The sequence below is a fragment of the Planosporangium flavigriseum genome, assembly GCF_011947225.1.
GTDB lineage: Bacteria > Actinomycetota > Actinomycetes > Mycobacteriales > Micromonosporaceae > Planosporangium > Planosporangium flavigriseum.
Genome location: NZ_JAATVW010000019.1, coordinates 22,058 through 46,800, shown reverse-complemented (window position 1 = coordinate 46,800; position 24,743 = coordinate 22,058). Strand labels below are relative to the sequence as shown.

Genomic DNA, 24,743 nt, shown 5'->3' with positions numbered 1-24,743 from the left:
GGGCAAAAGGACGCACGTGGCCAACAAGGACTACTACGGGATCCTGGGTGTACGTCGGGACGCCTCCGCCGACGAGATAAAGCGCGCCTACCGGAAGCTGGCGCGCGAGTACCACCCTGACGTCAACCCTGACCCGGCGGCGCAGGAGAAGTTCAAGGACATCAACGCCGCGTACGAGGTGCTGTCCGACCCGGCCAAGCGGGAGATGGTGGACCTGGGTGGGGATCCCCTGGCTCCAGGTGGTGGCGCTTCGGGACCCGGTGCGGGCTCCCCGTTCGTCGGGTTCCAGGACATCATGGACGCGTTCTTCGGCAACGCGACCGCTCGTGGCCCGCGGCCACGGGTGCGGCCAGGCGCCGACGCGATCCTGCGGCTGGAGCTTGACCTACAGGAGACCGCGTTCGGCGTGGAGACGCCGATCACGGTAGACACCGCCGTGCTGTGCACGACCTGCTCGGGCGCTGGGACGGCTGCCGGCACCCACCCCACCACCTGCGACGTCTGCGGTGGTCGCGGCGAGGTGCAGTCGGTGCAGCGCACCTTCCTCGGCCAGGTCGTGTCGGCCCGCCCGTGCGCGGCCTGCCAGGGCTACGGCACGACGATCCCGCACCCGTGCCAGACCTGTGGCGGCGACGGTCGGGTCCGCACCCGCCGCACGCTGACCGTCAAGATCCCGGCCGGCGTCGAGGACGGCATGCGCATCCGGCTGGCCCAGCAGGGCGAGGTCGGCCCGGGGGGCGGCCCACCCGGTGACCTGTACGTCGAGATCCACGAGCGCCCGCACGACGTGTACTCGCGCAAGGGCGACGACCTGCACTGCCGGGTAACCGTGCCGATGACCGCCGCGGCGCTCGGCACCCGGCTGACCATCAAGACGCTGGACGGCGAGGAGCCTGTCGACGTCAAGGCCGGCACCCAGCCCGGTGCCACGCTGCGGATCCGGGGCAAGGGTGTGCCGCACCTGCGCGGCGCCGGCCGGGGCGACCTGTTCGTGCACCTCGACGTGCGGACGCCGACCAAGCTCGACCCGGAGCAGGAGAAGATCCTGCGCGACTTCGCCCGCAGCCGGGGCGAGGAGGTCGCCGAACTGTCCAAGCAGGGCGGCTTCTTCTCCCGGATGCGGGACGCGTTCAACGGGCATGCATGAGCCTTCCGCTCTTCCTCGTCGACGCGCTGCCGGAGGGTGACGAGTTCCGGCTGGATGGGCCGGAGGGCCACCACGCCGCGACCGTCCAACGGCTACGCGTCGGGGAGGGGCTGCTGCTCGGCGACGGCCGGGGCGGCACGGCCACCGCGGTGGTCACGGCCGTCGGCCGCGGCACGCTCGACGTGACGATCACTGACCGCGGGTACGTGCCACCGCCGGCGCCCCGGCTCGTCGTGGTGCAGGGCATCGCAAAGGGCGACCGGGGCGAACTGGCCGTGCAGGCGATGACCGAGGTCGGCGTGGACGAGATCATCCCGTGGGTGGCCGCCCGGTCGGTCGCGAAGTGGAAGGACGACCGGCCACTGAATCGCTGGCGGTCCACCGTCCGGGAGGCGGCTAAGCAGGCCCGCCGGCCGCGGATGCCGGAGGTGACAGAGCCGGTGACGACCTCGGTGCTGGCCCGGCGGCCCGGTCCGCTGCTGGTGCTGCACGAGGAGGCGTCGGTGCCGCTGTCGCGGGTCGACCTGCCCGACGCCGGTGAGATCACGTTGGTCGTGGGGCCGGAGGGCGGCATCGCCCCCGACGAGCTGACCACGCTTTCGGCGGCGGGGGCCCAGTCGGTGCGGCTAGGCCCCGAGGTGCTGCGTACGTCGACGGCCGGGGTGGCCGCGCTCGCCGCGCTGTCGGTGCGCCTCGGTCGCTGGTAACAGCGAAGGCGCGGACGACTGCCCGGCCGATGCCGCGTGAGCCGCCGGTGACCAGTACGGATCTCATTGCCGGCAGGGCACCGGACGGAATAGTGCCGGCCCTGATCCGCGTTAGTACTGTGCAGGTGTGACGGACTGCCTGTTCTGCCGGATCGTCGCCGGGGAGATCCCGGCTGACGTCGTGTACGAGACCGACGCGACCCTCGCGTTCCGCGACATCGCGCCGAAGGCTCCCGTGCACGTCCTGGTCATCCCGAAGACGCACTTTCCGGACGTGGCGGCCCTCAGCGCGGCCGACCCGGCGCTCGCCGGCGAGGTACTCGTCTCGGCTGCCCAGGTGGCCAAGGCCGCGGGGCTGATGAGCAACGGTTACCGAACGATCTTCAACACCGGCCGGTACGGGGGCCAGGAGGTCTTCCACGTACACGCCCATGTGGTCGGCGGTGGGCCGCTCGGCCCGATGGTGTGTAGGTGAGCAGGAATCGGGCAGGATCTTTCACGTGTGGCTGTTCCTCAGGCGTGCACAATCGCCTCGCGGCGAAATCGCGTGAACCCTGATGCGGATGGCCCGATACCATGGAGTACCCAGATAGCCAACGAGCGCAGGCGCCGTATGGACGCCGCACAGAACGCGAGAGCAGGTGTCGTAAGGCCCGCGGGCCGACCCATGACGCAGATTCCACCCTCCGCCGTGAGCGGCGCGCACGCCGAGCCCCTCCGGGCGCAGACGAAGATCACGGTCGAGGATCCGCACACGATGGTCCGGCTACTCGGCGCCGGTGACGAACTGCTCCGCCTGGTTGAGCGCTCCGTAGCAAGCGACGTTCACGTACGGGGAAACGAGATCACCATCACGGGTGCCCCTGCTGACAACGCGCTGGCCGAGCGAATCTTCGCGGAGCTGCTCGAACTGATCGAGAAAGGCGAGACACTGACCGCTGACGCCGTTCGGCGGACCGTCGGCATGCTCGAAGAGGGCACCACCGAGCGGCCCGCCGAGGTCCTCACCCTCAACATCCTGTCCCGGCGTGGTCGCACGATCCGTCCCAAGACCTTGGGGCAGAAGCGCTACGTCGACGCGATCGACCAGCACACGATCATCTTCGGTATCGGCCCGGCCGGCACCGGCAAGACCTACCTGGCGATGGCCAAGGCTGTGCAGGCGCTACAGTCCAAGCAGGTTAACCGGATCATCCTGACCCGGCCCGCCGTCGAGGCGGGCGAGCGGCTGGGCTTCCTTCCGGGAACCCTGAACGAGAAGATCGACCCGTACCTGCGACCCCTCTACGACGCCCTGCATGACATGATCGACCCCGAGTCGATCCCGCGACTGATGCAGGCCGGCACGATCGAGGTGGCGCCCTTGGCGTACATGCGGGGCCGCACCCTCAATGACGCCTTCATCATCCTGGACGAGGCGCAGAACACCACGCCCGAGCAGATGAAGATGTTCCTGACGCGGCTCGGCTTCGGCTCCAAGATTGTGGTCACGGGTGACGTCACCCAGGTCGACCTGCCCGGCGGCACCACGAGTGGCCTGCGGGTGGTCCGCGACATCCTCGAGGGCCTCGAAGACGTCCACTTCGCCCAGCTGGGCAGCGCCGACGTGGTGCGGCACCGGCTGGTGAGCGACATCGTCGACGCCTATGCGCGGTTCGACGCCGCCCAGCAATCCGACGGCAACGTCCACGCCGTGCCCAACCGCGCCGCCCAGGGCCGTTCCGGCCGCCGGCGCTGAAACCTCTGAGGTCGCATGTCCATCGAGATCGCCAATGAGTCCGGGGTCGACGTCGACTCCGACGCCATCCTCGCCGTGGCTCGCCACGCCCTCGACGAGATGGGTGTCAACCCGCTCGCCGAGCTGTCCATCCTGCTCGTCGACGTGGAGTACATGACTGAGCTCAATCACCGGTGGATGGACGGCGAAGGGCCGACCGACGTGCTCGCCTTCCCGATGGACGAGGGAAGCATCGACCACGGGCCGGGCGAGTCCGGCAACGAGCCGGCGCTGCTCGGCGACATCGTGCTCGCTCCGGAGGTGGCGGCCCGGCAGGCTTCGGAGGCCGGTCACGGCACCGGCGACGAACTCGCGCTGCTCACCGTCCACGGCGTGCTCCACCTGCTCGGGTACGACCACGCCGAGCCCGACGAGGAGCGCGAGATGTTCGGACTGCAGGGGCGCCTGCTCGAAAGCTGGCGCGACGCCGGGAAGCAGTGATGCATCCGGTCAGTCTGATCATCACCGCCGTGGTGCTGGTGGTGCTGGCGGGGGTCTTCGCGATGACCGACGCCGCGCTCGGGGCGGTGTCCCCGGCGCGGGCCGGCGAGATGGCCCGGGAGCGGGTCCGGGGCGCGCGCACGCTGCAACTGGTCGCCTCCGACGCGCCGCGCTACATCAACCTGCTGCTCCTGCTGCGGCTGGCCTGCGAGCTGGTCGCCACGACGACCGTCGCGCTGGTGGCCGCACAGCAGCTCGGGGTGAACTGGCGGGCGGCCCTGATCACCGCCGGCTCCATGACGATCGTCAGCTACGTGGTGGTCGGCGTCGGGCCGCGGACGATCGGCCGGCAGCACGCGTACACGGTGGGGCGGATCATGGCACCGCTGGTGCGCTGGCTGGGCCGGGCGCTCGGCCCGCTCGCCTCGCTGCTGATCATGATCGGCAACGCCGTCACGCCCGGTCGCGGGTACCGTCAAGGGCCCTTCGCGACCACGGTGGAGCTGCGCGAACTGGTCGACCTCGCCGAGGAGCGCGGCGTGGTCGAGCACGGCGAACGCGAGATGATCCACTCGGTGTTCGCGCTGGGCCACACGATCGTGCGTGAGGTCATGGTCCCGCGTACCGAGATGGTGTGGATCGAATCGCACAAGACCCTGCGCCAGGCCCTGGCGCTCGCAATGCGCAGCGGCTTCTCGCGCATGCCGGTGATAGGGGAGAACGTCGACGACGTCCTGGGCATCGTCTACCTCAAGGACCTGGTCCGGCGCACCTCCAGCGGGGATCCGGGCGCGGCCGAGCTGCCGGTGGCGCGGATCATGCGCGAGGCGGCGTACGTGCCGGAGTCCAAGCCGGTCGACGACCTGCTGCGGGAGATGCAGGCCGCGCGCAACCACATCGCCGTCGTCGTCGACGAGTACGGCGGCACCGCCGGCCTCGTGACGATCGAGGACATCCTCGAGGAGATCGTCGGGGAGATCACCGACGAGTACGACGTGGCTGAGCGCCCGCCGGTGGAGCGGCTGCCCGACGGAGCCGTCCGGGTCACCGCCCGGCTGCCGATCGAGGACCTGGGCGAGCTGTTCGAGACCGAACTGCCGGCCGAAGAGGTGGAGACCGTGGCCGGCCTGCTGGCGCAGGCGCTGGGTCGCGTGCCGATCCCGGGCGCCGCCGTCGACGTGGCGGGGCTGCGGCTCATCGCCGAGGGCACGACCGGCCGCCGGAACCGGATCGATACGGTACTGGTGCGCCGGACCGAGGACGAAGAGCAGCCGGAAGCGCCGGACCGACACGAGGAGAGGCAACCAGCCGATGCCTGATGAGCTCACCCCTGAGGACGCCAAACTGGTCACGCTCGCCCGCTCGGCGCGGGCGCGTACGGGCGCCGTCGAAGGCGCCGCGGTGCGGGACGGGGACGGGCGCACGTACGCGGCCGCCAGTGTCGTCCTGCCGTCGCTCACGCTGACGGCGCTGCAGCTCGCGGTGGCGAGCGCGGTGTCGGCCGGCGCGGTCAAGCTGGAGGCGGCGGCTGTGGTCACCGAGGCGTCCACGCTGGATGGCGCGGGCCTCGCCACCGTACGCGACCTGTCGGCGGACGCACCGGTCTACCTCGCCGGCCCGGACGGGACCGTCCTGGGCGTGGTCACGGACTGACAGTGCTGCCCGCCCGCAACGCCGTCTCGCGTGGACCGTAGCCTCGTATACGCGAGATTTACGCCAGCGGGGAGGAACGAGTGAGCGAGTACCGGGCGGGCTTCGCCTGTTTTGTCGGGCGGCCGAACGCCGGTAAGTCGACGCTGACCAACGCGCTGGTGGGCCAGAAGATCGCGATCACGTCGAACAAGCCGCAGACGACCCGGCACATCGTGCGCGGCGTCGTGCACCGCCCCGACTCCCAGCTCGTCCTGGTGGACACGCCCGGCCTGCACCGGCCGCGCACGCTGCTCGGCGAGCGCCTCAACGACCTCGTACGCGAGACGTGGAGCGAGGTCGACGTGATCGGCCTGTGCCTGCCGGCCAACGAGCCGGTCGGACGGGGCGACCGGTTCATCACCGGGGAGCTCGCTTCGCTGAAGGCGACCGTGATCGCCGTGGTCACCAAGAGCGACCTGGTCGACAAGGCCACCCTGGCCAAGCGCCTCGTCGAGGTCAGCGAGCTGGGCGACTTCGCCGAGATTGTGCCGGTCAGCGCGGTCGCGGGTGACCAGATCGACACGCTCACCGAGGTGATGACGCGCTACCTGCCGCCCTCGCCGCAGCTCTACCCCGATCACATGATCACCGACGAGCCCGAGCACGTGCTCATGGCCGAGATGATCCGGGAGGCGGCCCTCGAGGGCGTACGTGAGGAGTTGCCGCACTCCATCGCGGTGCTCGTCGAGGAGGTGCTTCCGGAGGACCGGGTCACCAAGGTGTACGCCGACATCTACGTGGAGCGCCCGAGTCAGAAGGGCATCGTGATCGGGCAGGGTGGTAGCCGGCTCAAGGAGGTCGGCCGGCGGGCCAGGCAGGATATCGAGGAGCTGCTGGGCACGAAGGTCTACCTGGATCTGCACGTACGGGTGGCCAAGGACTGGCAGCGCGACCCGAAACAGCTGCGCAAGCTGGGCTTCTGAGGATTACTAATACGATGAGCCGGTGACCGGTTTCCGAGGAAAACTCACCCGCGACGACGCGGTGGTGCTACGCGTGCAGAAGCTGGGGGAGTCGGACCGGATCGTCACCCTGCTGACGCGCCGCCACGGCCGGATCCGGGCGGTCGGCAAGGGGGTACGGCGTACGTCCTCCCGGTTCGGGGCCCGCCTCGAGCCGTTCGGCCACATCGACGTGCAGTGGATCGAGGGCCGAAACCTGCACGTGATCGGCCAGGTCGAGGGCGTCGACCTGTACGGCAAGCGGTTGGTCGACGACTACTCCCGCTACACGGCGGCCAGCGCGATCGCGGAGGCCGCGGAGCGGCTCACCCCGGTCGAGCACGAGCCGTCGCTGCGGATGTTTCTCCTCACCATCGGCGCCCTGCGGACGCTGGCGAACCGGGAGCACACGGTGTCGCTGGTGCTCGACGCGTACCTGCTGCGGGCAGTCGCGATCGCCGGCTGGGCCCCGGCGCTGCGGGAGTGTGCCGTCTGCGGCACTGCGGGCGTCCACCGGGCGTTCTCCGTACCCGCAGGGGGTTGTGTCTGTTCCGACTGCCGCCCGCCCGGCGCCTCCCGTCCCGCGCCGGCCACGCTTGAGCTGATGACCGCGCTCGGCGAGGGCGACTGGGCCGTCGCGGACGCCAGCGAACCTGGCCCGCGGAAGGAGGCCAGCGGCCTGATCGCGGCGCATCTGCAGTGGCATTTGGAGCGCGGGCTACGCTCGCTGCCGTTGGTTGATCGCTGAAAGGACCCCCGTTGAACCGCCGCACCAGCTACCGGCCCCCGTCGCCGCATCCCTCGGGAGCGCGCCCACCGGCGCTGCCGGCCGAGGTCGTTCCGCAGCATGTGGCGATCATCATGGACGGCAACGGCCGGTGGGCCAAGGAGCGGGGCCTGCCCCGCACCGCCGGCCACACGGCCGGTGAGGCGGCGCTGTTCGATGTCATCGAGGGCGCGCTGGAGCTGGGGATCAAGTACGTCAGCGCGTACGCGTTCTCGACGGAGAACTGGAAGCGTTCCCCGGACGAGGTGCGCTTCCTGATGAACTTCAACCGGGACGTCATCCACCGCCGGCGCGACGAGTTCCACGAGATGGGCATCCGCGTGCGCTGGGCCGGGCGGCGGCCGAAGCTGTGGCGCAGCGTCATCAACGAGCTGGAGTACGCCGAGCAGCTGACCCGGCACAACACCGAGCTGACGTTCACGATGTGCGTCAACTACGGCGGTCGGGCCGAGATCGCCGATGCGGCGGCGAAGCTGGCCGCGGACGTGGCGGCCGGGCGCATCAAGCCCGACAAGATCAATGAGAAGGTCTTCGCGCGCTACCTCGACGAGCCAGACCTGCCCGACGTCGATCTCGTGCTGCGATCCTCGGGCGAGCAGCGGCTGTCGAACTTCATGATCTGGCAGGCGGCGTACGCGGAGTTCATCTCGCTCGACACGCTGTGGCCGGACTTCGACCGCCGCCACCTGTGGTACGCCTGCGAGCTGTATGCCAAGCGCGACCGGCGGTACGGCGGGGCCATTCCCAACCCGGTGTCGCCCGAGCTGTAGCTTTTTGGATCTTGGAAATTCTGACACCGGATCCGGTGTCAGAATCCCCAAGATCCAGGGCGCGCTGGACGGCTAATGGTCAGCGCAGCACGGGGTGGGGTTCTGTAGCTCGAACGGCACCAGCGAGCCCTCCGGCCCCGGCCGGGTCACCAGCGCGAGCTTCCCATCCTTCCACATCGGACGGACGTAGTCGAGCGTGTGCAGAACGGTGTCGAGTGGCGCGTCGGCGCCGCCGATCATCACGATCCGCTCGATGGCGCTGCGCTCGATCGCCTCGGCGACGGTAAGGCTGCCGGTGAGCAGGTCGATGCCGGGGTAGTGGACGGCCCGGCCGGCGCCGCGGGCCCCGTGCTCCGCAGCCGCGGTGCGGGCGCCCTCGGTGTGCTGCTGAGCCTCAGGCGGCAGGGCCACTCCATCGGGAAGCGAAGAGAGCGACACCGCCACATGTGGGTGCGGCTCGTACACCAGGTGCGTACACGCGATCAGGTCGGCGGGGTGGCCGAGCCGGTGCACGAGCTCGTGCAGCCAGTGCTCGGCCGCCGGGATGCTGTCGTGGTCGGAGTCGAGGCCGATGACGCGGCCCGCACCGGGGTTACCGGTGCGGGCCACGCCAGCGGTGTTGGTGCTGGTCATCAGTGAGCGAGGACCCACATCGGGTTGGTGTAGAACCACAGGTCCTGCCACGGGTCGGCGTCACCGAAGACGTCCGCGGCTGGGCCGTTCGGGTCGACCGACGCGCCCATCAGGCCGGGCGCGCTGCGGTTGCCGTCGGTACCACGGATGCGGAAGTACTTCGGCCCGTCGATCTTCGGCAGGCGGAACACGAACTCGCGCCCGTTGTCCTTCGCGGTCACCTCGAACGACTGCACGACGCGAGTGTTCGGCGTGGTGAACGTGTCCCGGTTGCCGACCGGGCCGGTCACGTCACCGACGATGACGTCGATGCGCTTGAGCTGCGGGACGAAGGTGCCCCAGTTCGCCTCCTGCGGCAGCCCGATCCGGATCCGCACCTCCACGTCGGAGCCGCGCTTGGCCTGCAGCATGCTGCCCAGCGTGCCGCGGGACCCGCCGGCGCGCACCGACACGTCCAGGCTGTCCAGCAGGCGGCCGTGGTCGACCCAGATCCTGCCGGCGCGGATGCCGTCCATCACGGCGGCGTACGAGCGGCTCGACGCGCCGACGTGGGTACGGCTGTACCAGCCGGGCCAGAAGTCGCCGTTGCCCAGGTTGACGCCGCCCGAGTACACCGGGTCGTTGTAGAACCCGTTGTTGGTGAAGTCGCTGCCCGGGCCGCGGGTGGCCGTGTCGCCGTACACCGAGTGCGAGTCGGAGTTGGCCGTGATCCACCAGGCCTTGCCCTCGGCGAGCAGGCTGTCCCAGAGGCCTCCGACGGTGGCGGTCATCCAGTCGAAGCCGCCGTAGGTGATGTAGCTCTCCAGCGGGTACCCGGGGAACGAATCCTTGCCGGGGGTGCTGTCGTAGTAGCCGCGGCCCGAGCCCGGGCCGTTCGGCTTCTTGATGCCGGCGGCCTGGTGACCGGGCGCGCCCTCCATGCCGACGGCGATGCGCGGCTGGGCGTCGCGCCAGCCCCGGATCTCGTGCGGCGAGTCGATGCCCTTGCGCGCCGGGTGGTTGGCCAGGAACAGCGCGTCCCGCACCTTCTTGCGGTTGACCGCGTCGGCGAGGAAGTTGATGCCGGCGATCGCGAGCGCCTCGTTGGCCGGGCTGGAGCCGGACGCCTTCTTGACGGAGCCGTCGAAGGAGTTCTCGAACTCCTTCAGGACCGCGACCTCGTCCTTGCCCGGGTGCACGAAGACCGTGCCGTGCTCGGCGGACGGGATGTTCCACTCCAGGCCCTGGAAGACGAGCATGTCCTTGTGCAGCTCGCGGGCGCGCTGGATGTCCGGGTTCACCTTCTCGACGCCGATCTTGGCGTGCTGGTCGGTGCCGTGGTCGGTGATGACCATCCAGTCCAGGCCATTGGCGCTGGCGTGGTGCACGTGGTCGGAGACCCGGTACATGCCGTCCGGGCTGTACTGGGTGTGGATGTGATGGTCGCCGGCCAGCCAGACCAGCTCCCCGTTCCCGCCCCTGTCGGCGTGTGCCGCCTGCGGGCGACCGAGCGCCTGCGCCACGCCGCCGCCCAACGCTCCGGCGGCCGCCGCGCCCGCGCCGAGGATGCCGGCTCGGCGCAGGAAGCCGCGCCGCGACACCTCTGCCGGCGACAGCTCACTGTCGGGAATGGATGCGTCGAGTACGGGCGGAAGCGACTCCGGTACATCGTGGTCGTGGGGGTGCGGGTGGCTGTGTCCCATCACTGCTCCGTTTCGGCTGGTAGCGCGGTGATCACGCGCAACTCACGGCCGAAATCTCGCGGAGGCGGGCGAACGGAAGGTGGCGTCGCCACGGGATCAACGTGAACACCCGTGGACGTATGCGCACCTGTGCATCACACAAAGGACCGGAACGTTCCGGCCACGACGCTGGCACCGATCGCGATGGCGGCGACCCCGACTGCGCCCGCGATGAGAGCCGCATCGGCCACCCCGAATTTCTGCGGGCGGGCCACCGACCGGGGCAGGTGCGAGTCGAACCCGCGGGCGTCCATTGCGGTCGCGAGCCGGGTACCGCGCCGGATCGCCCCGACGAGCAGGGCGAACGTGGTGGACGCGAACAGCCGTAGCCGGGTGATCGGGTTGCGCCCGGCGTCCACTCCCCGCGCGCGGCGGGCCAGCGTCAGTAGCTCCCACTCGTCGGCGAGCAGTGGTACCAGGCGGAACGCGGCGAGGGCGCCGATCGCGAAGCGCGGCGGCACGCGTACGTGCTGGACGAGCGAGTCGGCCAGGTCGGTCGGGTCGGTGGTGGCGAAGACCACGACGCCCGGCAGCGCCACGGCCAGGATGCGCAGCGACAGTCCGAGGGCCGCTTCCAGGCTGCCGGTGGTGACCGCGAACGACCCGAGGTGCGCCAGTGAGGTGCCGCTGCGCTGCGTGGTGAAGACGAGCGTGAAGGCGAAGAGGATCGCCGCGCTGACGAGAATCGGCCAGGATCGGCGGGCCAGCGCCCGGTACCGGATGCCGAACAGCGGCACCAGCGCGAGTTCGAGCGCGATCGCGATCGTCGGGGTGACCGGGTCGATCGACACCAGCAGTAGGAACGTCAGCAGCGCGCTCGCGGCGAGCTTGGCCGTCGCGTTGCGCCGGGCCAGCGGAGCACTGGCGTCGGCGAGCGGTTCGAGGAGTCTCACCGCACCCCCCGAGAGAGTACGACCTGGCGGTCGCCCAGCGCCTCGACCAGGTCGGCGTCGTGGGTGACGGTCACGACGCCACAACCGGAATCGCGCAGATCCGCCAGCAGGTCGACCAGTTCCCGCCACGTACGCAGGTCCTGTCCGAACGTCGGCTCGTCGAGGATCAGTAGGTCGGGCGCGCAGGCGAGGGCCGTCGCGACGCTCAGCCGCCGCTGCTCGCCGCCGGAGAGCGTGTACGGGTTCGCGGCCGCCAACCGGTCCAGGCGCAGCCGGGAGAGTAGTTCGTCCACGACCGGAGCGGGATCCCGACCGACGCGCCGCGGCCCGAGGGCCAGCTCATCGCGTACCCGGTTCGTGACGAACTGGTGCTCCGGGTTCTGGAACACCGAGCCGATCCGCTTTGCGAGAGTCGCGGCGCGCCAGCGGTGCGGCGGCACGGCCGGGTCGGCGTGCACGGTCACCCGTCCGGCGCTCGGCCGCAACAGCCCGCCGAGCAGCAGGGCGAGGGTCGACTTGCCCGCGCCGTTCGCGCCGAGCACGGTCAGCGTCTCGCCTTCGCGTACCTCCATATCCACTCCGGACAGGGCGGGGCGTGCGGCGCCGGGGTGGCGCAGGGTCAGTCCGGCGGCGGTGAGCAGCGCCTTCCCGGGGGCGCGGCCGGCGCGGCGCTGCGGCAGCGCGACGCCGGGGACCCACACCCCCTGTGCGGCGAGCGCGGCGCCGTGCTCGGCGAAGACCTTCTCCGGTACGCCGTCAGCAGCCACTCCGCCGCCCGGTGACAGTACGACGACCCGGTCCACGAGCGGTACGACCTCGGCGACGCGGTGTTCGACGAGGACCACGGTCATGTCGACGGCGCCGAGCGCGTCCCGGATCTGGGCCGCGCCGGCCGGGTCGAGGTTCGCGGTCGGCTCGTCGAGCAGGAGTAGCCAGGGCCTGAGCGCGAGCACGCCGGCCAAGGCCAGCCGCTGCTGTTCGCCGCCGGACAGCGCGTCGGTGCGGCGGTCCCTCGGGTACGGGAAACCGACGCGCCCCAGGGCGGCGTCGACCCGCGGCCAGATCTCGGTCGTCGGCACGCCGCGGTTCTCGAGGCCGAACGCGACGTCGTCGCCGGCGCGCGCCATGACGAGCTGGGTCTGCGGGTCCTGGAATAGGATGCCGACCCGGTCGCGCGCCTGCCTCGGCTCGTGACCGTCGATCGTGACGTGGCCCTCCTGCTCGCCGGAGTCGTCCGGCAGCAGACCGGCGAGTGCGGCGAGCAGGGTGCTCTTCCCCGCCCCCGAGGGGCCGAGGAGGAGCACCCGCTCGCCGTGCTCGATGCGCAGATCGACGCCGCGTACCGCCCAGGCTTTACGGCCCGCGTGGCGCCAGCCGAAGCCGCGCAGTTCTACCGTGCTCAGATCAGCGTCCGTTCCCGTCCGGAGGGGAAGCGGTCGAGCGCGCCGGTCTGCGCGAGCGCGCGGGTGAGTGCCCAGCCACCGATGCCGGCCACGATGGCCGAGCCGAGCGCCGCGAGCGCGATGTACGGGATCCGGAAGCTCGCCCAGGAGTAGCCCGGGTACCAGACGATCGCGTCGAAGATGGTGGCCGCAGCGCCGGCCGCAGCGCCCGCCAGAGCCGCGGTGACCAGGTTGAACGAGCGGTACATCAATGCCAGGAAAACGAGTTCGGCGCCGAGGCCTTCCAACAGTCCCTGCGGGATCACCGTCCAGCCCCACGAGTTGCCCAATAGCGCCGAGACGATCGCGGCGATCAGTTCGGTGTAGACGGCCGCACCCGGCTTGCGGATGATGAGCGCGCCGAGCACGGCGGGCACCAGCCAGACGCCGTACAGGATCGCCTTGCCGGGTAGCGGGAACGCGTCGGCGGGTCCGGAGTAGAACAGGTACCAGGCCCAGAAGACGACGCCGAACGCGACGCCGAGGACCGATGCGACGACGATGTCGACGGTGCGCCATCGGTAGTTCATGTGATGCCTCCCAGTTCTCAGTGGAGCGAACCAGGAGAAGACGCACGCCATGCCTCGCCACTGTCGCGGCGGGACATGGCGCTACGCGGAGTCTGACCGAACTTCCTGCGCTGGCATTACCCAGATCAGGTTCGAGGGTCTGCGGCGTGCCGCACTCTCAGCGCTGTGCGCTCCCCTGTCGGATGTGAAGTTGTCGAATCGACGGTAACAGTAGGCCTGACCTGGGATGTATCAGGCTCGCCCACTCCAGTGCGGATGAAGGGTACGCTGTCGGCGTCCGCCCGGCTTCGAGGTTTAAGGATCGAACGCGTGGCAGCTCCCGATCGCATCGAACAGCGAGAGTTGCCCGTCGCCGATCCACCGTCGCCTGCGGTCGACGCGCCGTCCCGCCCGTCCCCGCGCGGGCTGCGCGGCCGGGTCGGCTCGGTCGAGATCCTCGCCGCCGTCCTCGTGCTCGTCGTGGTGTTCCGGGCCCCGCTCAGCCGGGCGCTGTCCGCGCCCGGGCTGCAGACCTGGACCACCGTCTTCGTGTCGGTGATGACGCAGGCGGTGCCGTTCCTCGTGTTCGGGGTGGTGCTGTCGGCGGTCATCGCGGTGTTCGTGCCGGCGTCGTTCTTCGCGCGGGCGCTGCCGAGGCATCCGGCCCTCGCCGTGCCGGTGGCCAGCGCGGCCGGCGTGGTGCTGCCGGGCTGTGAATGTGGATCGGTGCCGATCGCCGGCGCGCTGGTACGGCGTGGCGTGACGCCGGCGGCGGCGCTGGCGTTCCTGTTGGCCTCGCCGGCGATCAATCCGATCGTGTTGGCGTCGACGGCGGTGGCGTTTCCCGGGCAGCCGAAGATGGTGGTGGCCCGTGCGCTGGCCAGCATGTTGACCGCGTGCGCGATGGGCTGGCTGTGGCTGAAGCTGGGTAAGACCGAGTGGATCAAGCTGCCGCACCGGCCGGAGCTGGCCGGGATGAGCAAGCCGGCGGCGTTCTGGGCGGCCGCCCGGCACGACGTGATGCACGCCGGTGGCTATCTCGTCCTCGGCGCCATGGCAGCGGCGACGATCAATGTACTGGTACCGCAGCAGTGGATGCGCTCGCTCGGTGAGAACCCGGTGCTCGGGGTGCTCACCCTTGCCGTACTCGCCGTGGTCCTGTCGATCTGTTCGGAGGCGGACGCCTTCGTCGCCGCGTCGCTACGGGAGTTCTCGATGACGGCGAAGCTGGCGTTCCTGGTGGTCGGTCCGATGATCGACCTCAAGCTGTTCGCGATGCAGTCGGGCATCTTCGGCCGCCGGTTCGCCACCAGGTTCGCCCCGGCCACGTTCGTCATGGCCATCGTCGTGTCGGTCCTCGTGGGGGTGGTGCTGCTGTGAACCGCCAGGCCCAGGCTGTCGTGCTGCTGCTCGTTGGTGGCGCGGTGCTGCGCAGCAGTCTCACCGACATGTACCTGCGCTACGTCAAGCAGGGGCTGCGCCCGTTCCTGATCGCGGCCGGCGCGCTGCTGGTCATCGCCGCCCTCATGACGCTGTGGTACGAGTTCCGCGGCAGTAAAACCGACGACGACCACGGTCACGGGCACTCGCACGAGCCCCGGGTCGCCTGGCTGCTGATCCTGCCGGTGTTCGCGCTGTTGCTGGTCTCGCCGCCGGCGCTCGGCTCGTACGCGGCCAGCCGTGCCGGCACCGCCCTGCAGCAGGTTTCGGACTTCCCGCCGCTGCCCCAGGGCGACCCGGTGCAAATCAGCGTGCTCGACTACGCCAGCCGGGCGGTGTTCGACGAGGGGCGGTCGCTCGGCGACCGGAAGGTGCAGCTGCGGGGCTTCGTGGTGAAGGGCGCGGACGGCGCGCCGTACCTCGCTCGCATGATCCTGACCTGCTGCGCCGCCGACGCCCGGCCGATCAAGGTCGGGCTCGCCGGCCAGGTCCCGGCCGACCTCAAGCCCGACACCTGGCTGGAGGTGACCGGCCGGTACACCGAGAAGAAGGTCAAGGACGAGATCAACGGCGAGACGATCCCGTACCTCGAGGTCGTCGATCTCCAGCGGGTTGCGGCACCCAACGAGCAGTACGAATCCTGATGGGCGCGATCGACGCGCGCGGGCTGCGCTTCGACGTGACCCTGGGCGGCGCAGAAGACGGCGCGCCGGTCCTGCTGCTGCATGGGTTCCCGCAGAACTCAGGGATGTGGGACGCCGTGTCGCCGGCGCTGCACGCCGTGGGCCTCCGCACGATCGCGCCTGACCAGCGCGGCTACTCACCCGGTGCCCGGCCGCCGGAGGTATCCGGGTACGCCCAGTCCGAGTGCGTCGCCGACGCGGTGGCGATCCTCGACGCCCTCGACGTCGACCGCGCTCACGTCGTCGGCCACGACTGGGGCGCCGTCGTCGGCTGGGGGCTGGCCGCGCGGTTTCCGGAGCGGGTACGCACGCTGACCGCACTGTCGGTGCCGCACCCGCGCGCGTACACCCGCGCCCTGCTCACCAGTTTCGATCAACTGCGCCGCTCGCGGTACATCCTGCTGTTCCGCAGCGCCGGCAGGGCAGAGGACCTGCTGCTCGCCGACGACGCGCGGCGGTTGCGGGAGGTGTTCGCCGGCTCGGGGCTCGACGCGGCCGGCGTCGACCGGTACGTCGCGCCGCTGCGGGCGCCGGGGGCGCTGACCGCCGCGCTCAACTGGTACCGGGCGATGCGGTTTCTGGGGCGCGGTGGGACCGGCAAGGTCGGGGTGCCCACGACGTACGTCTGGAGCTCCGGCGACGTCGCGGTCGGCCGCGTGGCCGCGCGCAACTGTGCCCGCGAGGTCACGGGGGAGTACCGCTTCGTGGAGCTGCCCGGGGTCAGTCACTGGATGGCCGACCAGGTCCCGGGCGCCGTCGCCGAGGCAGTGATCGACCGAGCGGTTACGAGATCATGAATAGCGCGTCTACCGGTGGGTAACACCGCCGGGTAGCCTGAGACCCAGACGCGCAAGGCTCCCGTACTCACAAAGGGGTGGCCATGACGACGACCCGCAGCCGGTCAGCGGCGAATGCGCCCGACGGCGGCCCGACCCAGGTTTCCGAGCGGCAGGCCAGGCAGGTCGCCGAGGCCGCCCGCGAGAAGGAGTGGCGCCGGCCGAGCTTCGGCAAGGAACTGTTCCTCGGCCGGTTCATGCTCGATCTGATCAATCCACCATCACAGCCCGACGCCGAGCGGTCCGCGGCGGCGGACGAGTATCTCGAACGGCTCGGCGAGTTCCTGACGGGAAAGGTCGACGGCGCGCAGATCGAGCGCGACGCCCTCATCCCCGACGACGTGCTGGCCGGCCTGGCCGACCTCGGCGCGTTCGGCATGAAGATCGACAAGAAGTACGGCGGGCTCGGCCTGTCCCACTGGGACTACTGCCGCGCGCTGATGCTGGTCGGCTCGGTCAGCCCGGCGATCGGGGCGCTACTGTCGGCCCACCAGTCGATCGGCGTGCCGCAGCCGCTGAAGCTGTTCGGCACCGACGAGCAGAAGCAGAAGTTCCTGCCGCGCCTGGCGGCCGGTGAGGTGTCGGCGTTCCTGCTCACCGAGCCCGACGTCGGCTCCGACCCGGCGCGGCTGTCCACCACCGCCACCCTCACGCCGGAGGGCGACTACCTGATCAGCGGCGTGAAGCTGTGGGCCACCAACGGCACCCTCGCGACGCTGCTCGTCGTGATGGCGCAGGTGTTGCCGTCCGAGGGGCACCGGGGCGGGATCACCGCATTCGTGGTCGAGGGCGACTCGCCCGGCATCACCGTCGAGCGCCGCAACTCCTTCATGGGCCTGCGCGGCCTGGAGAACAGCGTCACCCGGTTCCACGATGTGCGGGTGCCGAAAGAGAACGTCATCGGTCGCGAAGGCCAGGGCCTCAAGATCGCACTGACCACGCTGAACACCGGGCGGCTGTCGCTGCCTGCCATGTGCGTCGGTTCGGCCAAGTGGTGCCTTGGCGTGGCCCGCGAGTGGGCCGCCGAACGGGTGCAGTGGGGCCTGCCGGTCGCCAAGCACGAGGCGGTGGCGAAGAAGATCGCTTTCATCGCCGCTTCCGCGTACGGCATGGAGGCGATGCTGGAGTTGTCGTGCCGGCTGGCCGACGACGACCGCAACGACATCCGCATCGAGGCCGCGCTGGCCAAGCTGTACGCCAGCGAGCTGGCCTGGCAGGTCGCCGACGAGCTGATCCAGATCCGGGGCGGCCGCGGATACGAGACGGCGGACTCCCTCGCCGCTCGTGGCGAGCGGGGCATCCCGGCCGAGCAACTCCTCCGGGACCTGCGGATCAACCGGATCTTCGAGGGCTCAACCGAGATCATGCACCTGTTCATCGCCCGCGAAGCGGTGGACGCCCACCTGTCGGTCGCGGGCGACATCATCGACCCGGAGGCGAAGCTCGGCCGCAAGGCTCGCGCGGCGGCCCGAGCCGGTGGCTTCTACGCCCGTTGGCTGCCCACCCTCGTCGTCGGCAAGGGCCAGGCGCCCTCGGCGTTCGCGGAGTTCGGGCACCTCGCCCGGCACCTCCGAGCGGTGGAACGGGCATCGCGCAAGCTGGCGCGCGAGACGTTCTACGGCATGGCGCGCTGGCAGGGCAAGATGGAGCGCAAGCAGGCCTTCCTCGGGCGCGTCGTCGATATCGGCGCCGAGCTGTACGCGATGTCGGCCGCCTGCGTGAAGGCCCACAGCGAAGCGGCCGAGCGGCCGGAGGGGCTGGAGTTGGCCGACCTGTTCTGCCAGCAGGCCCACGGCCGGGTCGAGCGGCTGTTCGCCGAGCTCTGGGACAACACCGACGACGTGGACGTGGTGGCCGCCCAGCGGGTCGTCGCCGGCCGGTACGCGGGACTCGAGGCGGGCATCGTGGCGGCCCCGGACAGCGGTCCCTGGGTGTCGCGCTGGCAAGCCGGACCGTCCGAGGTATCCGACGTGCGCCGCCGGTTTTCTCAGTCATGAATCTTGGGGAGTTTGACCTCGCCGGCGACGTCAAACTCCCCAAGATCTCAGGACTTACAGGCCGGGCACGTACCGAAGATCTCCAGGGTGTGGCTCACGTCGGCGTACCCGTGCTGCGCGGCGACCTTCTCCGCCCAGCTCTCCACCGCCGGGCCGAGGACCTCGACGGTCCGCCCGCAGGAGCGGCAGACCAGGTGGTGATGGTGCCCGTCGCTGCAGCGCCGGTACAGGCTCTCGCCGCTCGGGGTCTGCATCACGTCGATCTCGCCGGCGTCCGCGAGGGCCACCAGCGTCCGGTACACGGTCGTCAGGCCGACCGTGTCGCCCCGGGAACGCAGCATGGCGTGCAGTTCCTGGGCGCTGTGGAACCCCTCGACCTCGGCGAGCAGCGCGCTCACCGCGCCCCGCTGCCGGGTGTTACGCGCTCCTGGAGTCATAGCGCCTCCCGTTGGGCCTCATACGCCTCCCGGTCGGCCTCGTCGCGGGTCTCCCGGCTGTGGCTGATGGCGTCGGCGACGATGTGTGCCACGTGCTCGTCGGTCAACGAGTAGGTGATCTCGCGGCCCCGGCGCAGGCCCCGCACGATCCCGGCGCCGCGCAGCACGCGCAGGTGCTGGGAGACCAGGGGCTGCGCCGCTCCGAGGGTGTCGACCAGTTCATGGACGCAGCGAGGGCCCGCGGCCAACTCGGTCACGATCCCGATGCGTAGCGGCGCGGCGAGGGCGCGGAGCAGTTCGCCCGCGGCCTCGTACCCGTCCGTTGTCACGTGCGCCACGGTATCAGCGGCCCAGTACAACCTCGTGCGGTTCGGCGGCCGCGTCGTCGGGCGTGGCGCCATCCTGCGGCCGGCGCGCCGAGGACGGTCTGCCCGCGCGGACCCGGCGGGCCGCGCCGGCCCCGACGGTCACCACGACGAAGGCCACGATGGACAGGAGCACGATCGTCGCCCCGGTGGCGCTGTCGGCCTGCCAGGACACCCCGATGCCGGCCACCGAGGCGCTGACGCCGAGAGCCATCGCGAGGTACATGGTCGCCCGGAAACCGCGGGTGATCTGCTGCGCGGTCGCCACCGGTACGACCATCAGGGCGCTCACCAGCAGCAGCCCGACCGTACGCATCGCGGCCGTCACGGTCACCGCCGTGGTGACCGCGAGCGTGAGGTTGAGCAGCCGGATGGGCAGTCCGGTCACCCGCGCGAACTCCTCGTCGTGGGAGACGGCGAACAGCCAGGGGCGAAGCAGCAGCGCGACCGTGAGGGCGACCGCACCGAGGATGCCGACCACGACCAGGTCCTGGGCCGAGGTGGTCAGGGGCGTGCCGAACAGGTACGACACGAGGCTGCGGCTGCTCTTGGACGCTGACAGGTTGGTGAGCACCACACCGCCGGAGATGCCGCCGTAGAACAGGATCGCGAGGGCGACGTCGCCGGAGGCCTTGCCGCGCTCGCGTACCAGTTCGACGGCGACCGCGCCGAGAACGGCGACGACAACGGCGGTCCAAACGGGGGAATGCTGGGTGAGCAGGCCCAGGCCGACGCCGGTGAGCGCCACGTGGCCGAGGCCGTCGCCGATCAGCGACAGCCGGCGCTGCACGAGGTAGATGCCGATGGCCGGCGCGGCCAGGCCGATGATCGTCGCCCCGATGAGGGCGCGGACCATGTAGTCGTAGGCGAAGAGGTTCACGGGGTGCCCCACAGTCCCGGCAGGTCGTACGGCGCGTGTGGATGGACGTGCTCGTGGTCGGGGTCGGCGTGGTGGCCGGCCGGTTCGGGCACGGCGCCGTCGTGGACGATCTCGCCGTGGTGTACGACCACGGCGCGACCGATGAGGGGCGCGAGCGGACCGAGTTCGTGCGCGACCAGCAGCACCGTGCCGCCGCGGCCCACGAACCGCCGGAGCGTCACCGCGAACGACTCCTGGCTGGCGGCGTCGACACCGGCGGTCGGCTCGTCGAGGATGAGCAGGTCCGGCGCGCCGGCCAGGGCCCGCGCGATCAGTACCCGCTGCTGCTGCCCACCCGACAGGGTGCCCACCGCATCGCCTGCCCGGTCGGTGAGGCCCACGTCGGCCAGCGCGGCGGCGACCGCGTCGCGGTCGGCCTGCCGGTTCGGGCGCAGGAAGCCGCGCCGGGCCAGCCGGCCCGACGCGACGACCTCGTGGACGGTCGCGGGCACGCCGCCGCTCGCGTCGAGGCGCTGCGGGACGTATCCGACGCGGCGCCAGTCCCGGAACCGGCGCAGCGGCGTGCCGAACAGCCGCACCTCACCCTGCCGCGGGGGGAGCAGGCCCAGGACGGCTCTGATCAGGGTGGACTTGCCGGAGCCGTTGGCGCCGAGGATCGCGACGACGTCGCCGGCCGCCACGTGGAGCGTGACGCTACGCAGTACCGGGCGGCCGCCGTAGACGACCACGAGGTCGTCGACGGCGACGACGGGATGGGGCAGGGTCACGAGCAGCCTAGGGCTGGACGCAGTTTGGTCAGGTTGGAACGCATTACTGAAACATAGTCCTCCGAGGAACCCTCCTCGATGCCCTCTATCGGGTCGAGCACCTCCGTCTTCGCGCCTACCTCTTTGGCGACGGTCTCGGCGACCTTGGGGCTGACCAGCGTCTCGAAGAAGATCGTGGTGGCCTTGTAATGCCGCGCCTGGTTGGCCACCGCCGTCAGGTGCTGCGGCTTCGGCTCCTCCTCCGGGTTGAGTCCGGTGATCGGGATCTGGGTGAGCTTGTAGCGCGACGCGAGGTAACCGAACGCGGCGTGGCTCGTCACGATCTCGCGTCGCTGGCACTGAGCGAGGCCCGTTGTGTACTCCTTGTCGAGCGCTTCCAGCTTCGTGCGCAGGGTGGAGGCGCGGGAGCGGTAGTCGGCGGCGTGCGCCGAGTCGATCATCGCCAGCCGGTCGGCGACCTTGTCCGCGACGGCGGCGAGACGGGTCGGGTCCAGCCAGATGTGCGCGTCCTTGCCGTGATCCTCGCCACCCGCAGGCGCGTCCTGCAGGGACTGCACGGCGGCCGCGTCGAACGAGTTCTGCTTGGCCCGCTGATCCACGGCGTCGTCGACCGCGGGCTGGAAGCCACGCAGGTAGACCACGAGATCGGCCTTGCCGAGGTCGGCCACCTGCTTGGGCTGAAGCTCCAGGTCGTGCGGCTCTGCGCCCGGCTTAACCAGGTTTGTTACCTGGACCCGGTCGCCACCGACCTGTTCCGTGACGAACTGCAGCGGGTAGAAGGCGACGGTCACCTGCTTCTTGCCGTCGGATCCGCTGCCGCTGGCACCCGCTGAGGATCCGGTGCCGCAGGCAGTGAGGAGGCAGGTCAGGGTGGCCATCGCGGCCGTTGCGGCGAGAGAGGCCGGGCGAGAGCGAATCATGACACCACTGTGACGGCTAACGACAATCATTGTCAAAAACGCATCTGTCCAGCTCGGTGCTTCATGCTCGTGCCCTCAGATCAGGCGGGAGACCCCGAGGATCACCAGCAGAGCGAGGATCGCCACGCGGCTCGCGCGGATGTGCGGCGGGCGCAGGCTCCAGGTGACCGACAGGACGGCGGCCAGTGTCGCGGCGAGCGCCAGCAGCAGGATCCCGCCGAACGGGCGGGGCGCCAGCAGGCCGGCGAGGACCAGCGCCGCAGTGGCGAGGAACACCGTCGTTGGATTCAGCTGGCTGAGGCGCGCCAGTAACACCTGTGTGCCACGCGATGCCACGATCGCACCTCCGTATCCTCGATGTCGTACCTTACTTTCCCGCATGGAGGCGGCAGTGCTGGTGGTGACCAGGTTCGTAGTGACCGACCCCGATTCGTTCCGGGAACGCGCCCATACTGCGCTCGCCGCTCTCGCGGCCCGCCCGGGGTATGTGAGCGGTCAACTCGGCCGGGCCATCGACGAGCCTGAGACATGGTCCATGGTCACCGGGTGGGAATCCGTCGGGGCGTACCGGCGGGCGCTGTCGTCGTACGAGGTGAAACTGCACGCCACGCCACTGCTCGCCGAGGCGCTCGACGAGCCGTCGGCGTACGAGGTGCTCGCCGCGGCCGAGCCCGGTGGCCAGGTGGTGGTCGGCGGTAGCGACCGCGCCGACGGCCCCGCACTACGATCATGACCATGAACACACCCGGCGAGTCCGGCACCCCGTCCCCGGTTGACGCGGGGTCGCCCGGCGTGCCGGCGCCGCCGCCGGGGCCCGGTGTCACGCCGCCCTTCACGGCACCGCCCACCGACCGGAACCGGCGCGGGCTGTGGATCGGTCTCGGCGTCGGCGCGCTCGCCCTCGTCCTCTGCTGTATCGGTGGACTCGCCGGCTTCGGGATTCTCGTGGTCGGCGCCAACAAGCAGGTCGAGACGCAGGCCACCCAGGTCGTACACGACTACCTCGACGCGGTGGAGACCGGCGACTACGAGACCGCCTACGGGTACGTGTGCTCCAGCCTGAAGCGGAAGATCACCTCGACCGAGTTCGCGGCGCAGCAGGAGGCGCGACCCGGGATCACGAGTTACGTGGTCGATCAGCCGCAGATCGGCAACGCGATCGTCGTACCGGCGGACATCACGTACTCCAACGGCGCGACGATACGGCGCTCCTTCGAACTGAGCCAGGAGTCCGGGGACCAGGAGCTACGTATCTGCAAGGGCATCTGATCCGCCGGGGGCAGCGAGAGCCGATCATTGCGCGCGCGTTAATCTTTGTGCTGGCCGGCGGTGGTAGCCGTACGCTTGACCGGTCTCCTGGTCTGCTCAGCAGCAGACCGTGACTGACTGGCTGGGTTCAGGGTGTCACTTTTGCTCTGTCGCTCAGTCTGGTCTTCGGTCATTCCGGTCCGCGGGGCTTCGCCTGGTGGCCCGGAACAACCGCCGACAGCCAGCCGGCGAGCCTCGGGTCGACCGGCACAAGCCGCACGTCGCACCCGACGTTCGTAGGAGGAATTCTTTCCATGGCCGCCGATCGCATCGAATCCGTTGTCAGCCTCGCCAAGCGCCGCGGTTTCGTCTACCCGTCCAGCGAGATCTACGGCGGCACCCGCTCTGCCTGGGACTACGGACCGCTCGGCGTCGAGCTCAAGGACAACGTCCGCCGCCAGTGGTGGAAGACCATGGTCCAGCAGCGCGACGACATCGTCGGCCTCGACTCGGCCGTCATCCTGTCCCGCCAGGTCTGGGTCGCGTCCGGCCACGTCGACGAGTTCGTCGACCCGCTGACCGAGTGCCAGTCCTGCCACAAGCGCTTCCGGGCCGACCACCTGGAGGAGGCGTTCGCCTCCAAGCATGGCCGGCCGCCGGCGGACCTCAGTGAGATCAACTGCCCCAACTGCGGCAACAAGGGCACCTTCACCCCGCCGCGGATGTTCAACGGCTTGATGAAGACCTTCCTCGGCCCGGTGGAGAGCGAGGAGGGCCTGCACTACCTGCGGCCCGAGACCGCTCAGGGCATCTTCGTCAACTACAAGAACGTCGAGACCTCGGCGCGCAAGAAGCCGCCGTTCGGCATCGCCCAGGTGGGCAAGAGCTTCCGTAACGAGATCACCCCGGGCAACTTCATCTTCCGTACGCGTGAGTTCGAGCAGATGGAGATGGAGTTCTTCGTCGAGCCCGGCACTGACGAGAAGTGGCACGAGTACTGGCTGACCGAGCGCTGGAACTGGTACCGCGACCTCGGCCTGTCCGAGGAGAACATGCGCCTCTTCGAGCACCCCAAGGAGAAGCTCTCGCACTACTCGAAGCGCACGGTCGACATCGAGTACCGGTTCCGCTTCGGTGGCAGCGAGTATTCCGAGTTGGAGGGTGTGGCCAACCGCACCGACTTCGACCTGCGGACGCACTCCAAGAACTCCGGGGTCGACCTGTCCTACTTCGACCAGGAGAAGGGCGAGCGCTGGTTCCCGTACGTGATCGAGCCGGCCGCCGGTCTGACCCGGGCGGTGCTCGCGTTCTTGCTCGAGGCGTACGACGAGGACACCGCGCCCAACACCAAGGGCGGCATCGACAAGCGCACGGTGATGCGCTTCGACCCGCGGCTCGCGCCGATCAAGGTGGCCGTGCTGCCGCTGTCGCGCAACCCCGACCTCTCGCCGAAGGCGCGCGGGCTCGCCGCTGACCTGCGCAAGCGCTGGGTCGTGGAGTTCGACGACTCGCAGGCGATCGGCCGCCGCTACCGGCGCCAGGACGAGATCGGCACCCCGTTCTGTGTGACCGTCGACTTCGAGACGCTCGAGGACAACGCCGTCACGGTGCGCGACCGGGACACGATGACGCAGGAGCGGGTCTCCCTGGACAACGTCGAGCGTTACCTGCTGGAGCGCCTGCCCGGCTGCTGAGCTTGTTGGTGGAGGG

28 protein-coding genes and 1 riboswitch are annotated in these 24,743 nt (G+C 70.3%); of the genes, 17 read left to right on the top strand and 11 right to left on the bottom strand.

Going from position 1 to position 24,743, the window contains the following annotated elements:
* Positions 1-16: 16 nt before the first annotated feature.
* The 10 genes from dnaJ (at position 17) to HC028_RS22075 (ending at position 8,262) form a co-directional block, all read left to right on the top strand.
* Entirely contained in the window at positions 17-1,147 is a 1,131-nt protein-coding gene (gene dnaJ, locus HC028_RS22120; protein WP_168079305.1) for a molecular chaperone DnaJ, read from the top strand.
* The gene (locus HC028_RS22115) at positions 1,144-1,854 is read left to right on the top strand and encodes a 16S rRNA (uracil(1498)-N(3))-methyltransferase (RefSeq protein WP_168079304.1); all 711 of its coding nucleotides are present in this window, start codon (positions 1,144-1,146) and stop codon (positions 1,852-1,854) included. Before dnaJ ends, HC028_RS22115 begins: the two co-directional genes overlap by 4 nt.
* Before the next feature lie 127 nt (positions 1,855-1,981).
* Entirely contained in the window at positions 1,982-2,329 is a 348-nt protein-coding gene (locus HC028_RS22110) for a histidine triad nucleotide-binding protein (RefSeq protein ID WP_168079303.1), read from the top strand.
* 192 nt (positions 2,330-2,521) lie between these two features.
* Entirely contained in the window at positions 2,522-3,592 is a 1,071-nt protein-coding gene (locus tag HC028_RS22105) for a PhoH family protein (protein ID WP_203981511.1), read from the top strand.
* A 15-nt stretch (positions 3,593-3,607) separates the two neighbouring features.
* Positions 3,608-4,072 carry an rRNA maturation RNase YbeY gene (gene ybeY / locus HC028_RS22100; protein ID WP_168079302.1) on the top strand — a complete coding sequence of 155 codons (465 nt, stop codon included), beginning with the start codon at positions 3,608-3,610 and terminating at the stop codon, positions 4,070-4,072.
* On the top strand, positions 4,072-5,391 hold the full coding sequence (locus HC028_RS22095; protein WP_168079301.1) for a hemolysin family protein: 1,320 nt from the start codon (positions 4,072-4,074) through the stop codon (positions 5,389-5,391). Before ybeY ends, HC028_RS22095 begins: the two co-directional genes overlap by 1 nt.
* Positions 5,384-5,725 (top strand): cytidine deaminase, encoded by a 342-nt coding sequence (locus HC028_RS22090; protein ID WP_168079300.1) that lies wholly within the window; start codon positions 5,384-5,386, stop codon positions 5,723-5,725. Before HC028_RS22095 ends, HC028_RS22090 begins: the two co-directional genes overlap by 8 nt.
* 80 nt (positions 5,726-5,805) lie before the next feature.
* The gene (gene era / locus HC028_RS22085) at positions 5,806-6,687 is read left to right on the top strand and encodes a GTPase Era (protein ID WP_168079299.1); all 882 of its coding nucleotides are present in this window, start codon (positions 5,806-5,808) and stop codon (positions 6,685-6,687) included.
* Between the two features lie 22 nt (positions 6,688-6,709).
* A complete protein-coding gene (gene recO / locus HC028_RS22080) occupies positions 6,710-7,453 on the top strand; it encodes a DNA repair protein RecO (protein WP_168079298.1) in 744 nt (247 codons plus the stop codon).
* Positions 7,454-7,464: 11 nt separating this feature from the next.
* A complete protein-coding gene (locus HC028_RS22075) occupies positions 7,465-8,262 on the top strand; it encodes an isoprenyl transferase (protein ID WP_168079297.1) in 798 nt (265 codons plus the stop codon).
* 72 nt (positions 8,263-8,334) lie between these two features.
* On the opposite strand, the gene HC028_RS22070 is transcribed toward HC028_RS22075, so the two are convergent.
* From HC028_RS22070 to HC028_RS22050, 5 genes are all read right to left on the bottom strand, one after another.
* Positions 8,335-8,895 carry a hypothetical protein gene (locus HC028_RS22070; RefSeq protein ID WP_203981512.1) on the bottom strand — a complete coding sequence of 187 codons (561 nt, stop codon included), beginning with the start codon at positions 8,893-8,895 and terminating at the stop codon, positions 8,335-8,337.
* Entirely contained in the window at positions 8,895-10,577 is a 1,683-nt protein-coding gene (locus tag HC028_RS22065; protein ID WP_168079296.1) for a PHP domain-containing protein, read from the bottom strand. Before HC028_RS22065 ends, HC028_RS22070 begins: the two co-directional genes overlap by 1 nt.
* Before the next feature lie 134 nt (positions 10,578-10,711).
* The gene (locus tag HC028_RS22060; protein WP_168079295.1) at positions 10,712-11,509 is read right to left on the bottom strand and encodes an energy-coupling factor transporter transmembrane component T family protein; all 798 of its coding nucleotides are present in this window, start codon (positions 11,507-11,509) and stop codon (positions 10,712-10,714) included.
* Positions 11,506-12,912 (bottom strand): ABC transporter ATP-binding protein, encoded by a 1,407-nt coding sequence (locus HC028_RS22055; protein WP_168079356.1) that lies wholly within the window; start codon positions 12,910-12,912, stop codon positions 11,506-11,508. Before HC028_RS22055 ends, HC028_RS22060 begins: the two co-directional genes overlap by 4 nt.
* Positions 12,909-13,481 (bottom strand): ECF transporter S component, encoded by a 573-nt coding sequence (locus HC028_RS22050; protein ID WP_239075654.1) that lies wholly within the window; start codon positions 13,479-13,481, stop codon positions 12,909-12,911. The genes HC028_RS22055 and HC028_RS22050 overlap by 4 nt, the downstream gene beginning before the upstream one ends.
* 84 nt (positions 13,482-13,565) lie before the next feature.
* Positions 13,566-13,668: riboswitch (TPP riboswitch) on the bottom strand.
* A 122-nt stretch (positions 13,669-13,790) separates the two neighbouring features.
* Here HC028_RS22050 and HC028_RS22045 point away from each other — a divergent pair.
* The 4 genes from HC028_RS22045 to HC028_RS22030 all read left to right on the top strand — a co-directional run bounded on the left by HC028_RS22045 (position 13,791) and on the right by HC028_RS22030 (position 18,416).
* On the top strand, positions 13,791-14,840 hold the full coding sequence (locus HC028_RS22045) for a permease (protein WP_373314000.1): 1,050 nt from the start codon (positions 13,791-13,793) through the stop codon (positions 14,838-14,840).
* Entirely contained in the window at positions 14,837-15,544 is a 708-nt protein-coding gene (locus HC028_RS22040) for a TIGR03943 family putative permease subunit (protein WP_168079292.1), read from the top strand. The genes HC028_RS22045 and HC028_RS22040 overlap by 4 nt, the downstream gene beginning before the upstream one ends.
* A complete protein-coding gene (locus HC028_RS22035) occupies positions 15,544-16,380 on the top strand; it encodes an alpha/beta fold hydrolase (protein ID WP_168079291.1) in 837 nt (278 codons plus the stop codon). Before HC028_RS22040 ends, HC028_RS22035 begins: the two co-directional genes overlap by 1 nt.
* An 83-nt stretch (positions 16,381-16,463) precedes the next feature.
* Positions 16,464-18,416, top strand: coding sequence for an acyl-CoA dehydrogenase family protein (locus HC028_RS22030; RefSeq protein ID WP_168079290.1), 1,953 nt, complete (start codon positions 16,464-16,466; stop codon positions 18,414-18,416).
* A 47-nt stretch (positions 18,417-18,463) separates the two neighbouring features.
* Here the strand turns inward: HC028_RS22030 and HC028_RS22025 are convergent, their stop codons facing one another.
* The 6 genes from HC028_RS22025 to HC028_RS22000 all read right to left on the bottom strand — a co-directional run bounded on the left by HC028_RS22025 (position 18,464) and on the right by HC028_RS22000 (position 22,121).
* Positions 18,464-18,853: a Fur family transcriptional regulator gene (locus tag HC028_RS22025; protein WP_168079289.1), complete on the bottom strand. Its 390-nt coding sequence runs from the start codon at positions 18,851-18,853 to the stop codon at positions 18,464-18,466.
* The gene (locus tag HC028_RS22020) at positions 18,850-19,182 is read right to left on the bottom strand and encodes an ArsR/SmtB family transcription factor (protein ID WP_239075655.1); all 333 of its coding nucleotides are present in this window, start codon (positions 19,180-19,182) and stop codon (positions 18,850-18,852) included. Before HC028_RS22020 ends, HC028_RS22025 begins: the two co-directional genes overlap by 4 nt.
* 13 nt (positions 19,183-19,195) lie before the next feature.
* Positions 19,196-20,098: a metal ABC transporter permease gene (locus tag HC028_RS22015; protein ID WP_168079287.1), complete on the bottom strand. Its 903-nt coding sequence runs from the start codon at positions 20,096-20,098 to the stop codon at positions 19,196-19,198.
* Entirely contained in the window at positions 20,095-20,859 is a 765-nt protein-coding gene (locus HC028_RS22010; RefSeq protein WP_168079355.1) for a metal ABC transporter ATP-binding protein, read from the bottom strand. Before HC028_RS22010 ends, HC028_RS22015 begins: the two co-directional genes overlap by 4 nt.
* A 2-nt stretch (positions 20,860-20,861) precedes the next feature.
* Positions 20,862-21,785: a metal ABC transporter substrate-binding protein gene (locus HC028_RS22005; protein ID WP_239075656.1), complete on the bottom strand. Its 924-nt coding sequence runs from the start codon at positions 21,783-21,785 to the stop codon at positions 20,862-20,864.
* Positions 21,786-21,860: 75 nt separating this feature from the next.
* On the bottom strand, positions 21,861-22,121 hold the full coding sequence (locus HC028_RS22000; RefSeq protein ID WP_239075657.1) for a DUF6703 family protein: 261 nt from the start codon (positions 22,119-22,121) through the stop codon (positions 21,861-21,863).
* 55 nt (positions 22,122-22,176) lie between these two features.
* Here HC028_RS22000 and HC028_RS21995 point away from each other — a divergent pair, with 55 nt between their 5' ends.
* The 3 genes from HC028_RS21995 to HC028_RS21985 all read left to right on the top strand — a co-directional run bounded on the left by HC028_RS21995 (position 22,177) and on the right by HC028_RS21985 (position 24,727).
* Positions 22,177-22,518 carry an antibiotic biosynthesis monooxygenase family protein gene (locus HC028_RS21995; protein ID WP_168079352.1) on the top strand — a complete coding sequence of 114 codons (342 nt, stop codon included), beginning with the start codon at positions 22,177-22,179 and terminating at the stop codon, positions 22,516-22,518.
* Between the two features lie 2 nt (positions 22,519-22,520).
* Entirely contained in the window at positions 22,521-23,054 is a 534-nt protein-coding gene (locus HC028_RS27160; RefSeq protein ID WP_203981513.1) for an Rv0361 family membrane protein, read from the top strand.
* 293 nt (positions 23,055-23,347) lie between these two features.
* Positions 23,348-24,727 (top strand): glycine--tRNA ligase, encoded by a 1,380-nt coding sequence (locus tag HC028_RS21985; protein ID WP_168079286.1) that lies wholly within the window; start codon positions 23,348-23,350, stop codon positions 24,725-24,727.
* Positions 24,728-24,743: the final 16 nt, after the last annotated feature.

Excerpts from the sequence above, each read along its gene's own strand:
- HC028_RS27160 (WP_203981513.1), top strand. The coding sequence starts at position 22,521 with ATGAACACACCCGGCGAGTCCGGCACCCCGTCCCCGGTTGACGCGGGG.
- HC028_RS22050 (WP_239075654.1), bottom strand. The coding sequence starts at position 13,481 with ATGAACTACCGATGGCGCACCGTCGACATCGTCGTCGCATCGGTCCTC.
- HC028_RS21985 (WP_168079286.1), top strand. The coding sequence starts at position 23,348 with ATGGCCGCCGATCGCATCGAATCCGTTGTCAGCCTCGCCAAGCGCCGC.
- HC028_RS22070 (WP_203981512.1), bottom strand. The coding sequence starts at position 8,895 with ATGACCAGCACCAACACCGCTGGCGTGGCCCGCACCGGTAACCCCGGT.
- HC028_RS22095 (WP_168079301.1), top strand. The coding sequence starts at position 4,072 with ATGCATCCGGTCAGTCTGATCATCACCGCCGTGGTGCTGGTGGTGCTG.
- ybeY (WP_168079302.1), top strand. The coding sequence starts at position 3,608 with ATGTCCATCGAGATCGCCAATGAGTCCGGGGTCGACGTCGACTCCGAC.
- HC028_RS22025 (WP_168079289.1), bottom strand. The coding sequence starts at position 18,853 with ATGACTCCAGGAGCGCGTAACACCCGGCAGCGGGGCGCGGTGAGCGCG.
- HC028_RS22005 (WP_239075656.1), bottom strand. The coding sequence starts at position 21,785 with ATGATTCGCTCTCGCCCGGCCTCTCTCGCCGCAACGGCCGCGATGGCC.
- HC028_RS22090 (WP_168079300.1), top strand. The coding sequence starts at position 5,384 with ATGCCTGATGAGCTCACCCCTGAGGACGCCAAACTGGTCACGCTCGCC.
- HC028_RS22035 (WP_168079291.1), top strand. The coding sequence starts at position 15,544 with ATGGGCGCGATCGACGCGCGCGGGCTGCGCTTCGACGTGACCCTGGGC.
- HC028_RS22065 (WP_168079296.1), bottom strand. The coding sequence starts at position 10,577 with ATGGGACACAGCCACCCGCACCCCCACGACCACGATGTACCGGAGTCG.
- HC028_RS22115 (WP_168079304.1), top strand. The coding sequence starts at position 1,144 with ATGAGCCTTCCGCTCTTCCTCGTCGACGCGCTGCCGGAGGGTGACGAG.
- HC028_RS22105 (WP_203981511.1), top strand. The coding sequence starts at position 2,522 with ATGACGCAGATTCCACCCTCCGCCGTGAGCGGCGCGCACGCCGAGCCC.
- HC028_RS22030 (WP_168079290.1), top strand. The coding sequence starts at position 16,464 with ATGACGACGACCCGCAGCCGGTCAGCGGCGAATGCGCCCGACGGCGGC.